Origin of the sequence: uncultured Flavobacterium sp., assembly GCF_963975005.1 — a bacterium.
GTDB lineage: Bacteria > Bacteroidota > Bacteroidia > Flavobacteriales > Flavobacteriaceae > Flavobacterium.
Window position 1 is genome coordinate 1 of sequence record NZ_CAXBFR010000096.1, and the last position, 11,078, is coordinate 11,078.

General features: G+C 29.4%; 12 protein-coding genes and 1 pseudogene. 3 read left to right on the top strand and 10 right to left on the bottom strand.

Features of this window, described 5'->3' with window-relative positions:
• Window positions 1-962 (top strand): CocE/NonD family hydrolase C-terminal non-catalytic domain-containing protein (locus AACZ53_RS11000; RefSeq protein ID WP_339838278.1); only part of this gene is annotated, 962 nt, incomplete at its 5' end.
• Between the two features lie 229 nt (window positions 963-1,191).
• On the top strand, window positions 1,192-2,502 hold the full coding sequence (locus tag AACZ53_RS11005; RefSeq protein WP_339838280.1) for a DUF2254 domain-containing protein: 1,311 nt from the start codon (window positions 1,192-1,194) through the stop codon (window positions 2,500-2,502).
• Window positions 2,503-2,506: 4 nt separating this feature from the next.
• Here the strand turns inward: AACZ53_RS11005 and AACZ53_RS11010 are convergent, their stop codons facing one another.
• The 3 genes from AACZ53_RS11010 to ffh all read right to left on the bottom strand — a co-directional run bounded on the left by AACZ53_RS11010 (window position 2,507) and on the right by ffh (window position 5,457).
• The gene (locus AACZ53_RS11010; RefSeq protein ID WP_339838282.1) at window positions 2,507-2,998 is read right to left on the bottom strand and encodes a GNAT family N-acetyltransferase; all 492 of its coding nucleotides are present in this window, start codon (window positions 2,996-2,998) and stop codon (window positions 2,507-2,509) included.
• A gap of 102 nt (window positions 2,999-3,100) precedes the next feature.
• Entirely contained in the window at window positions 3,101-3,988 is an 888-nt protein-coding gene (locus AACZ53_RS11015; RefSeq protein ID WP_339838284.1) for a tetrahydrofolate dehydrogenase/cyclohydrolase catalytic domain-containing protein, read from the bottom strand.
• Between the two features lie 131 nt (window positions 3,989-4,119).
• Window positions 4,120-5,457, bottom strand: coding sequence for a signal recognition particle protein (ffh, locus tag AACZ53_RS11020; protein WP_339838288.1), 1,338 nt, complete (start codon window positions 5,455-5,457; stop codon window positions 4,120-4,122).
• A 169-nt stretch (window positions 5,458-5,626) separates the two neighbouring features.
• Between ffh and AACZ53_RS11025 the strand changes: the two genes are divergently transcribed.
• A complete protein-coding gene (locus tag AACZ53_RS11025; protein WP_339838290.1) occupies window positions 5,627-6,625 on the top strand; it encodes an FAD:protein FMN transferase in 999 nt (332 codons plus the stop codon).
• A 55-nt stretch (window positions 6,626-6,680) separates the two neighbouring features.
• Here AACZ53_RS11025 and AACZ53_RS11030 read toward each other — a convergent pair whose 3' ends face one another.
• The 7 genes and pseudogenes from AACZ53_RS11030 to AACZ53_RS11060 all read right to left on the bottom strand — a co-directional run.
• Entirely contained in the window at window positions 6,681-7,541 is an 861-nt protein-coding gene (locus AACZ53_RS11030; protein WP_339838293.1) for a T9SS type A sorting domain-containing protein, read from the bottom strand.
• 34 nt (window positions 7,542-7,575) lie between these two features.
• Window positions 7,576-8,118, bottom strand: coding sequence for a YceI family protein (locus AACZ53_RS11035; RefSeq protein WP_339838295.1), 543 nt, complete (start codon window positions 8,116-8,118; stop codon window positions 7,576-7,578).
• A gap of 10 nt (window positions 8,119-8,128) precedes the next feature.
• The gene (locus tag AACZ53_RS11040) at window positions 8,129-8,500 is read right to left on the bottom strand and encodes a c-type cytochrome (protein ID WP_026718045.1); all 372 of its coding nucleotides are present in this window, start codon (window positions 8,498-8,500) and stop codon (window positions 8,129-8,131) included.
• Window positions 8,501-8,512: 12 nt separating this feature from the next.
• A complete protein-coding gene (locus AACZ53_RS11045; protein WP_339838301.1) occupies window positions 8,513-9,391 on the bottom strand; it encodes a DUF5777 family beta-barrel protein in 879 nt (292 codons plus the stop codon).
• An 8-nt stretch (window positions 9,392-9,399) separates the two neighbouring features.
• Window positions 9,400-9,795 carry a hypothetical protein gene (locus AACZ53_RS11050; RefSeq protein ID WP_339838304.1) on the bottom strand — a complete coding sequence of 132 codons (396 nt, stop codon included), beginning with the start codon at window positions 9,793-9,795 and terminating at the stop codon, window positions 9,400-9,402.
• A 127-nt stretch (window positions 9,796-9,922) separates the two neighbouring features.
• Window positions 9,923-10,393 (bottom strand): hypothetical protein, encoded by a 471-nt coding sequence (locus tag AACZ53_RS11055; RefSeq protein WP_339838307.1) that lies wholly within the window; start codon window positions 10,391-10,393, stop codon window positions 9,923-9,925.
• A gap of 23 nt (window positions 10,394-10,416) precedes the next feature.
• Window positions 10,417-11,078: pseudogene (locus AACZ53_RS11060) on the bottom strand (hypothetical protein); the annotation flags it as partial.

Sequence of the window (11,078 nt, forward strand, 5' to 3'; positions counted from 1 at the left end):
ATGGTATGGATAGAATTACGGGAGATTATAACGATTTTTGGGCTGGACGTGATTATCTAAATCATATGGGAACCATGAAAGCTGCTATGTTAATGTCCCATGGTTTTAACGATTGGAATGTTATGCCAGAACATAGTTACCGTATTTACAAGAAAGCTAAAGAAATGGGCTTACAAACTGGTATTTATTACCATCAAAATGCTCATGGTGGTCAGCCACCAATCAGCATGATGAACAAATGGTTTACACATTATTTATTTGGTATTGATAATGGCATAGAAAAAGAAACAAACAAAGCATGGATTGTTCGTGAAAATGATGACATGAGCAACCCAACACCATATAAAGATTACCCAAACCCAGATGCTGAATCAATATCATTTTATTTAACTAAAGGTGCTCCGAAAGTTGGAGGTTTAACAACTACTAAATCTTCAAATCAAGGTAAAGAAACTTTAGTTGACAATTATTCTTTTACTGGTGAAATTTTAGCTAGAGCAGAAAACACAAATCACCGTGTTTTATATGTTACTCCAAAATTTTCACAAGACGTTCACATATCTGGAGTACCAAAAATTACAGTTAAATTATCAAGTAGCAAGCCTGCAGCAAATTTATCAGTTTGGTTAGTGTCACTTCCTTGGAATGAAGGAAGAGGAACAAAAATTAATGACAACATCATTACTCGCGGTTGGGCTGATCCTCAAAACCATAGTTCCATAAGAAAAGGTGAACCTTTAATTGCTGGAAAATTCTATGAAGTATCTTTCGATTTAATGCCAGATGATCAAATCATAAAAAAAGGGCAACAAATTGGATTAATGATTTTTTCAAGTGATAAAGAATATACTTTACATCCAGAACCTGGAACGGAATTAACAATTGATTTAGACGGAACCATTTTAACTTTACCTATTGTGGGTGGACTTGATGCATTTACTAATGCCTTAAAAGAAAATTAATATTAAGTTGAAATTAAAAACAAAACTTAAGCTAAGTTTATTGAAGTTTTAATTTAAATAACCTCTTTGTAGTTATCAAGTTGAATAAAATAAGATTTAAATTTTTTATTTAATATAGTTTTAATTGAGATGGTTTAAATTAAATTCTTAAATAAATAAGATTACTAAAATTATATAATTAATTTTAAATGGCAGAGAATACTATTCGATTGTAAAATTCTTTATTAAAATGAAAAAAATACTGTTTTTCTATAATAAATTAATGGATACCTTTTGGTTTATCCCAGTATTGATAATCATTATTTCAGTTTTCCTTTCTGTAAGTTTAGTAATAATAGATCAAGAGTTTACATTTTCACAAGATGGATTGGGTAAATACTTTTTTGTTACTAGTGCTGATTCAGCTAGAAGTATATTATCCACAATTTCCGGAGCCATGATTGGTGTTGCAGGAACCGTTTTTTCAGTGACTCTTGTGGCATTAACTTTGGCTTCCTCTCAATTTGGCCCAAGGTTAATTAAAAACTTCATGTATGTAAGACTTAACCAAGTTGTTTTAGGTTCATACGTAGCAACTTACTTATATTGTCTTTTTGTTCTAAATGCTATAAAAGAAGGTGATAATTACACCTTTATACCTGTAATTTCGATTCTTGTAGCCATAATTACCGCTTTAGTCAACATAATACTTCTTATCATATTTATACATAAAATAGCAACAAGCATTCAGGCTGATAAAGTTATTTCAGATATTTCAGAAGTTATTTACAAACAAGTTAATTCTTTGTATCCTAATAAAATGGGAGAAGCATTAGAAAATGAAAAAATCAATATTGTTGATATTATTAAAACAAAATATATTAACACTATAGCTATTAAATCCCCTAAAAGTGGTTATATTCAATACATTGACAGTGAAGCACTTTTAAAAACAGTCTCTTCTTATGATGCCTTATTAGAATTATTTTTTAGACCAGGAGATCATTTAGTTGAAGGAATTGAAATTGGAAAATTGTACATTAACAATAGTTCGAATAAAGAACAAATCGAAGAAATTTGTAATCAATTCGTTATTGGAAAAACAAAAGTTGCAGAACAAGACCTTGAGTTCTCTATTCATCAAATGGTTGAAATTGCATCACGAGCTCTTTCTCCTGGAGTAAATGATCCATATACCGCTATTACTTGTATAGATAATTTAACAGCTACGACGTGTCGTTTTTCACAAATTGAGTTCCCTTCTAAATATAGAATTGATGACAAACAAAATTTAAGAATAATTGCAAACACTACAGATTTTGAAGGTTTGTTAAATGCTTCATTTAATCAAATTCGACAATTTTCAGCAGGAAGTCCAGCTGTAATTATTAGGTTAATGGAAGCACAAATAACAATATATGGATTTGTAAAAAAAGAAAATTACAAAAAAGCAGTTAGAAAACATGCCACAATGATTTTAAATATTGGAAAACAAACCATTAAAGAAGATATTGACCTTAATGATTTACACGAAAGATCAAAAAGAATTTTATCTGAGTAAAAAATTAAATCTTTTTTTCCATCACAAAATCTTCCATTAAATAATCATTTCCAATTTTGATGTCTTCTTCATAAGCGATTTCGAAACCTAATTTTTTATAAAAATGTTGGGCTTTATTAAATCGATTTACATTCAAGAATAAAATTTTATTTTGAGCTTCTTTAGCTTTATTTTCCATTTCATTTAACAATTGGACACCAAAACCTTTTCCTTGTGTTTCAGGCAAAACATAAATTTTATGAACCTTAGTCTTGTTGCCATCAATATTCAATTCATAGGAAGCATATCCAACAAATATTCCATTTTCTTCCGCTAATAAAAAAACATGACTACGTTGCTCTAATTGTTCAGTTAAAGCTTCAAGGCTATAAAACTTCTCCAACATATATTTGAGTTGTTCAACTGATAAAATTTTTCCATATGCTGAAGGCCAAATTGCATAAGCTAATGCTGCAATAATTGGTAATTGAGTTATATTAGCTTGAATTATTTTCATTTTATTATTAAATATGGGATAGTGTTAAAATATAAATTTCACAAATTTACACAAAATAAACTGTGATAACTTGTGAAATTCATTTGTGCTCTTAAGAATTAACTAAGAATTTTTCATTCGTTTTTGCTCTCTTGCTAAAAGAGTGTTTTTTAACAACATGGCAATTGTCATTGGTCCTACTCCACCTGGAACTGGTGTAATGTGTGAGGCTTTTTTAGAAACATTTTCAAAATCTACATCCCCAGTAATTCTATATCCTTTTTCAGTAGTTTCGTCTACAACTCTAGTAATTCCAACATCAATAATTACAACATCATCTTTTACCATTTCAGCTTTTAGATAATTTGGAACTCCTAAAGCCGTAATAATAATATCTGCTTGACTAGTAATTTGATTAATATTTTTGGTATGACTATGCGTTAAAGTAACAGTTGAATTTCCAGGAAAACCTTTTCTTCCCATCAAAATACTCATTGGACGACCAACAATGTGACTACGACCAATAACAACAGTATGTTTTCCTGCAGTATCAACATTATATCTCTCTAATAATTCAAGAATTCCAAAAGGAGTTGCTGGAATAAAAGTTGTCATATCCAAAGCCATTTTTCCGAAATTTTCAGGATGAAATCCGTCAACATCTTTGCTTGGGTCTACAGCCATTAATACTTTTTGTGTGTCAATTTGTTTAGGTAATGGTAACTGTACAATGAATCCATCAATATCATCGTTATCGTTTAATTCTTTGATTTTTTTAAGCAATTCCGTTTCAGAAGTTGTACTTGGCATTTTAACCAAAGTAGATTCAAATCCTACTCTTTCGCAAGCTTTTACTTTGCTTCCTACATAAGTTAAACTAGCTCCATCATTTCCAACAATTACTGCAGCTAAATGCGGAACTTTTTCGCCATTAGCTTTCATCTTTTCAACTTCTGCAGCAATTTCGTTTTTAATGTCTTCTGATGCTTTTTTACCGTCTAATAAAATCATTTTGTGTGTGTTGTTTATTCTGAATTACTTGTCCTGAATTCAATTCAGACCTTCAGAAGCTGTTAAACTTTTTTTAGTTAGTTGTCTGTAGTTATATTAAAAAAAAAGACGCGTTAAAACGCGTCAGATTATTATTTCATTCCTTTCATTCCTTGCATCATTTTCATCATGTTTTTTCCTCCGCCACCTTGCATCATCTTCATCATCTTGCTCATTTGCTCAAACTGTTTCATCAACTGATTTACTTGCTCAATTTTTGTTCCTGAACCTTTGGCAATTCTATTTTTTCTTTTAACATCAATTAATGAAGGTTTACTTCTTTCAATTGGCGTCATTGAATGAATTATTGCTTCAATATGTTTGAAGGCATCATCTTCTATTTCAACATCTTTCATAGCTTTTCCAGCACCAGGTATCATTCCAACCAAGTCTTTCATGCTACCCATTTTCTTGATTTGCTGAATTTGTGATAAGAAATCATCAAAACCAAATTCATTTTTAGCAATTTTCTTTTGTAATTTTCTTGCTTCTTCTTCGTCATATTGTTCTTGCGCTCTTTCTACAAGAGAAACAACATCACCCATTCCTAAAATTCTATCAGCCATACGAGAAGGATAGAACACATCAATTGCATCCATTTTCTCACCTGTACCAATAAATTTAATAGGTTTATCAACAACTGATTTAATAGAAATAGCAGCTCCACCACGAGTATCACCATCTAATTTGGTAAGAATAACTCCATCAAAGTTTAACTTATCGTTAAATGCTTTTGCAGTATTTACAGCATCTTGTCCAGTCATTGCATCCACAACAAATAATGTTTCTTGTGGTTGAATCGCTTTATGAACCTCCGCAATTTCGTTCATCATATGTTCGTCTATTGCTAAACGACCAGCTGTATCGACAATTACTACATTAAATCCGTTAGCTTTTGCGTGTTTGATTGCATTTAGAGCAATTTCAACTGGATTTTTATTTTCTGGTTCTGAATAAACCTCAACGCCAATTTGATCTCCAACTACATGCAACTGATTAATTGCCGCTGGACGATAAATATCACAAGCAACCAATAATGGCTTTTTACTTTTTTTTGTTTTAAGGTAATTGGCTAATTTTCCTGAGAAAGTTGTTTTACCCGAACCTTGTAAACCTGACATTAAAATCACTGAAGGTGTTCCCGATAAGTTAATACCTTCAACTTCACCACCCATTAATTCCGTTAATTCATCTTTAACAACTTTTACCAACAATTGTCCTGGCTGCAAGCTAGTTAACACGTTTTGACCAATTGCTTTTTCTTTTACTTTAGTGGTAAAATCTTTAGCAATTTTGAAGTTAACATCGGCATCTAATAAAGCTCTACGTACTTCTTTTAAGGTGTCGGCAACGTTTACATCCGTAATTTTTCCGTGCCCTTTTAAAATATGAAACGCTTTATCTAATTTATCGGTTAAATTATTAAACATAATGGTTTGTGATTTTTATATGTTGCAAATATAAGTTTTTGAATTTTAATTTTAGAATTTACATTGTTTTTTTAATGCTAAAAAAATTAATTTTTCATTTAAAAACACTAAATTTATATTTATGAAAAATCAGAATTAATAAATTAAGTTATTCTTTTAAATTTTAAAAATGAAAACCAATTATTTTTTACTATTCTTCTTTTTTTCTTCAATTGCATTTTCTCAACAAGAATCTATAAAAATTGAAGGGGAAGCTCAGGGTACAACTTATCACATTAGTTATTTTGATTCTCAAAACAGAAATTTTCAACCAGAAATCGAAAAAATACTAGCTGATTTTGATAAATCTGTTTCCACATATTTACCAACCTCAATTATTTCAAGAATAAATAATAATGATAAAAATGTAAAAATTGATAAATACTTTAAAGCATGTTTTAAAAAAGCAAAAGAGGTATGGAAAAATACAAATGGTGCCTTTGACCCAACAGTTTACCCTTTGGTAAATATTTGGGGTTTTGGTCCTGAAAAAAAACAAATAATCGAAAAAAACAAGATTGACAGTGTATTAGAATTTGTGGGATTTGAATTAATTAAGTTAAAAAGAAATAGAATCGTAAAAATTGATTCAAGAGTAAAATTAGATTTTAATGCATTTGCACAAGGTTATTCAGTAGATGTAGTTTCTGAATTTTTAAACTCCAAAAAAATTGATTCATATTTAGTTGAAATTGGTGGTGAAGTTTATGCAAAAGGCAAAAAACCCGATAATTCAAACTGGACAGTTGGAATAGAAAAACCTCTAGACAATAAAGAAGCAACAAATCCTTTAAAAGCAATTATAAAATTAGAAAATATAGGCATTGCTACTTCTGGAGATTATAGAAGATATACTATAGAAAACGGAATAAAATATGCTCATCATATTGATCCAAAGACTGGTTATCCAACTAAAAATAATTTATTAAGTGCTACTATCTTTTCAAATGAATGTATTACTTCTGATGCAACTGCAACTGGTATTTTAGTTATGGGAATTGAAAAAGCAAAACTGTTTTTAGAATCTCGTCCAGAAATTCAAGCCTATTTAATATATTCTGATGAAAAAGGAAATTTTCAAGTTTATGAAACGCCTCATTTAAAATCTATTGTTATGGATGTTGAATAAAAAAACACCTTTAAAAAAAGGTGTTTTTAAAATTAAAAAAAAATATAAACTAACTTTACTTATTCAATATTACCTCATAATTTGATGTACCATTTACATTAGTCAGACTAATAATATATGCACCATTATTTAAATTAGACAAATCTATTTGCTTTGTTGTTAATACATTAGCAGTGTCTAATTTTTCTGAATAAACAGATTGACCTAATAAATTATATACTTCTATACTTTCAATCTCGTTTTTAAAATCGATATTAAAAATACCAGTTGATGGAACTGGATAAATGACTACGACAGGCTCGGTATTTTTAACTTCTTCAACCGAAAGACCTGAAGGCACCCAATCAATCACTACACTATCAAAAAATGTACTCGGTGAAGTTGGAGTAAGATGCACAGTAGTTGGTCCTTTTGTAAATGTAAAACTTGCAATTGCACCATGATTATTAGAACCAGAATCTCTCCAAGAACTTTCAATCCAAACCACATAATTACCGTCAGCTACTGTTGTTCCATTAGTTGTTCCTACAACATTTTTCCCATCCCATGTAATAGTTTTTGAGCCAAAAGCTGTTGGCGCTGTAGTGTTGGTTCTTGTTGCACCTGTTAATCCGTCAGTAACATTGCAATTATTTCCAGTGGCTGCTACCGCAGTAGCACTTGAACAACCTGCTTTTGCACCCCAAGAAGGCAAATGATCATCTGTAGAAGCTGAAACATATCTTGCTTTTGTTTTAATAAAAGTACCTGCTGCATTTTCAATCCAAACAGCATAAACATTTTTTATACCGGCATTTGGAGCAGGATTTGTTGGCTGTGGCTGATTATATGAAAATGTTAATGTTCCTTGTGTTTGAGCAAATGCATTTATTACAAAACACAGTAAAATTGATGCTATAATTCCTGTTTTTTTCATGATAAAATAGTTTGTATGTTAATTGTTTATTTTATTATTTTTCTAAATTAAACTTTAGTGCTATACTTGCATTTTCAGCAATTTTACTTTTCACTAAACTTGGAATTTTAATTCCATAATCAACTGGTTTTACAGAAAAATTAGAAGTTACAATCAGTTTTTCTCCTGAAGGAGTTAATGTTATTTTTGTTTTTATTTTTTTTGTAATTCCATGAATTGTTAGATCCCCTTCTAAATCATACGTTTGTGCTTTATCTGTTAATTTTGACGAATCAAAACCTATAACTTTTCCTTTAAAAGTTGATTTTGGATAAGTTGAAGATTCCATATAATTTTCATTAAAATGTTCTTCCATTAATGGGGCTTTGAACTTGAAGGATTTTACTAGTGTTAGTGCTGCAATATCACCCGTAGATTTATCAAAAACACAAGATGAAGTTGTACTTGTTCCAGCTACTTCTTCGATTCCGGGCATTGAAGCTTCAAATTTTACTTCTCCTGTTCTGGTTAACATTTTTTGGGCAAAACCCATATTAATGAAAAGTAATCCGAATAAAATTATTTTAAAATTTTTCATAATTTGTTTTTTATTGTTCAACATATCCGTTTGTTTGCCAAAGTTTTATTAAATCAATTGTTGTTTGTGGCATTCTTCCAGCTGGTGGCATAATATCACTATAAAAACAATCTTCTGGATTGTCTATAATACATAGAACTACTCCGTTTTCGATTCCATCTTTAACTTCAGCATAAGTAGTTAAATAAGGTGATTGTTGCGTGCCGTTTTCACTATGACAACTTGTACAATTTGAAGTGAATATTGATTTCATATTAGCCTCATAAGTAGGATTCGTAATTTTTGAAATCTCTTCATAAGTACTAGAATCACATGAATTAAGTGCACTAATTGAAATTGTTACTACTGCTATAAATAGTATTAATTGAATTGTTTTTTTCATCTTTATTTATTTTTAAAAAACTCTGTACATATTAAATCCGAAATAAAGTGGACCTCTTTTAAAGTCCCAATTACCTCTTGCATTTGTTAACATTGCGACATCATTCATTGGTTGACTGTTAGCAAAAACCAATTGAAAAACATGTCCTCCTGTTTCAATATCTAAACCAACAGTTAGTGGATTATTGAATGGTGAATTAGACAAACCACTATCAACGTTTGTTCTATAGGCATATTCTGCATTAAGACTCAATCGTTTACTAAGTTTATACCTTCCTCCAGCTCCTATTAAAAAAGTTTCTTTTTGATCAATAGTATTATCATATAGATTTTTATGAACAAATATTGGCAATACTTGCATTGAAAATGATTCTGAAAATTTTCTAGAAATTATTAATTGAGACGAATATTGCAATCTGTTTTGAAAGACCAATTGAGGGTTGTTGTCTTTTTTTAAATCACTATTTATATCCATAGTATTATATCCAACAATAGTAAAAGGAAAACCTTCTTCTCTTTGGCTTATAAATTTATATTTAGCAGCTAACTCATAAGTTTTATTATAAGTATGTCTTGATGCACCTAGTGACAACCAATTAGTAACACCCCAAATTCCTCCAATTTTTGTTAAGGCATTATCCAGCCCAAAAAAGTTATCTAATCCATTTGATAAATCACCAAAACGGTGAGATACCAAAAAGTAAAACTCCCCTTTAACCGGTAGTTTGGTTGATTGCATATTACATACTTGTAATCCTTTGAAAGCTGCAGTAGCAATTCCTTTTTCTTTAGGTTGAATTGAATCTAATTGATCCAATAAATCGTCTTGAGCATTAGTAAGGTTAAATGCTAAAAACAAAAAAAGCAAATGAGTGACTTTTGTTAATTTCATAATTTTAGTTAGTTGGTTGTTATATTACATTCGTCTAGTTTAATTTCTCCCAAAAGGTCATCAAAGCCAACAAGTCTTCCTTTTATGGTTATCTTGTCTTTATTTTCTTTAACATTTTTAAAAGAAATCATTTTGCAAAAAATAGTTTCATCAATTGTAACTATACTATCTTGAATGTTTGAAATTAGTCCGGAAATTTCAATAGTTTTATTAAGATATTTTTTTGTTGCTTCATCTATGTTCTTAGTAAATTCATTTTTAATATCATTTGAAGAAACTACAAAAGCACTTTCCTCTAATTGAATATCTCTAGCTCCACCATGCATTATGTAATTATATCCATAAAAACCAACCAATAAAACTATTCCTAAAACAATCAATATTTTTTTTAATTTGCTATTCATAAATGTGTTATTTAGATTTTTTAGACTCATTATAATGTTAAAACAATTAAACAAATTGAAACCCTACCTAAAATATTTTTTTAACAAAAAAAAACCATCAAACTTAATTGATGGTTTTTTAAAATTTTTAATTTTTTTCAAATGTGAGGTAATCGGTTCCTCCATTTCCTCCACTTACATCTACTAATTCAACTTTTGTATCAGTTCGTGATAAAATATCCCAATCATCAGATAATTCATCTGAAAAATTTGTTGGTGAAGTAAATAAAATATTAAAATCCAAATCATTACTTGGACTATCATCATTAGTATCACTATTTGTTACTGACCATATTCCAGTGTATATATCTACTCCATTTGAAGCTGTAAGGACATTTGATGTGCCAAAAGTAAAATTATACCCAGTAAAATAGTTCGTATGATTTTCACCAGAATCTTCATAAAAAGTAATCCTCCAAGTTCCTTGAGACATAGTATTAATTACTGGAACTGGATCAGAGTTACTCAATGAATTTGAATCATCATCATTGCTACACATTGAAGCAACATTTAGCATAAAAATCATTGCTAATAAAGGAATTAATTTAATTTTTTTCATAGTAAAAATATTTAAGTTTATAATTAATTTTTTGCAAAATACAAATATCTAATTTCACTGTTTTCAGTCTTTTTCAATCTTATATTTGTTTCGGAAAACTCTGTTACTTTCCAATTTTCTTTTATTTCTGACAAGGAGTCTCCTTCAAAATTTAAATCTAGTTTTTGAATTCCATTATCTAATTCTATCAGCCAACTTCCATTTATAACTCCTGCGTTTTTTACCACTTGTGAATCACCATTGTTTAAAAATGTAAAATCATATCCATTGTAGTAATAGGTTCCATCGTTATTCTTATAATAGTATGAAATATACCAACTCCCAGATGTTAAAACCGTTTCTAAATCTAATGTCCCACTTCCTCCAGAATTTGTGACACAATCATCTATAGCGTTTTGGATAAAAGATTCTAATTCAGCATTAGAATATATTATTACATTTTCACCACTTGAACCTGTCATAGTTATAGGAAACGCAAATGCTGCAATTATATTTGAATTTAATCCATTAATAAAATTGTAAAATTGTTCATTATTTTGAATTGTTATTAAATCTGCAATTTGATTATCTGGATTATAAATATTTATAACTAAAGGAAAATTAAATGAGATACAATCTATTTCATTAAAACCATTATCATATTCACAGTTTTCAACTAAATCATGAAACCGTGAATAATTTGAGA

What these genes read in the sequence shown, in the direction of transcription:
- AACZ53_RS11005 (WP_339838280.1), top strand. Translation starts at nt 1,192, where the DNA reads ATGAAAAAAATACTGTTTTTCTATAATAAATTAATGGATACCTTTTGG.
- AACZ53_RS11010 (WP_339838282.1), bottom strand. Translation starts at nt 2,998, where the DNA reads ATGAAAATAATTCAAGCTAATATAACTCAATTACCAATTATTGCAGCA.
- AACZ53_RS11015 (WP_339838284.1), bottom strand. Translation starts at nt 3,988, where the DNA reads ATGATTTTATTAGACGGTAAAAAAGCATCAGAAGACATTAAAAACGAA.
- ffh (WP_339838288.1), bottom strand. Translation starts at nt 5,457, where the DNA reads ATGTTTAATAATTTAACCGATAAATTAGATAAAGCGTTTCATATTTTA.
- AACZ53_RS11025 (WP_339838290.1), top strand. Translation starts at nt 5,627, where the DNA reads ATGAAAACCAATTATTTTTTACTATTCTTCTTTTTTTCTTCAATTGCA.
- AACZ53_RS11030 (WP_339838293.1), bottom strand. Translation starts at nt 7,541, where the DNA reads ATGAAAAAAACAGGAATTATAGCATCAATTTTACTGTGTTTTGTAATA.
- AACZ53_RS11035 (WP_339838295.1), bottom strand. Translation starts at nt 8,118, where the DNA reads ATGAAAAATTTTAAAATAATTTTATTCGGATTACTTTTCATTAATATG.
- AACZ53_RS11040 (WP_026718045.1), bottom strand. Translation starts at nt 8,500, where the DNA reads ATGAAAAAAACAATTCAATTAATACTATTTATAGCAGTAGTAACAATT.
- AACZ53_RS11045 (WP_339838301.1), bottom strand. Translation starts at nt 9,391, where the DNA reads ATGAAATTAACAAAAGTCACTCATTTGCTTTTTTTGTTTTTAGCATTT.
- AACZ53_RS11050 (WP_339838304.1), bottom strand. Translation starts at nt 9,795, where the DNA reads ATGAATAGCAAATTAAAAAAAATATTGATTGTTTTAGGAATAGTTTTA.
- AACZ53_RS11055 (WP_339838307.1), bottom strand. Translation starts at nt 10,393, where the DNA reads ATGAAAAAAATTAAATTAATTCCTTTATTAGCAATGATTTTTATGCTA.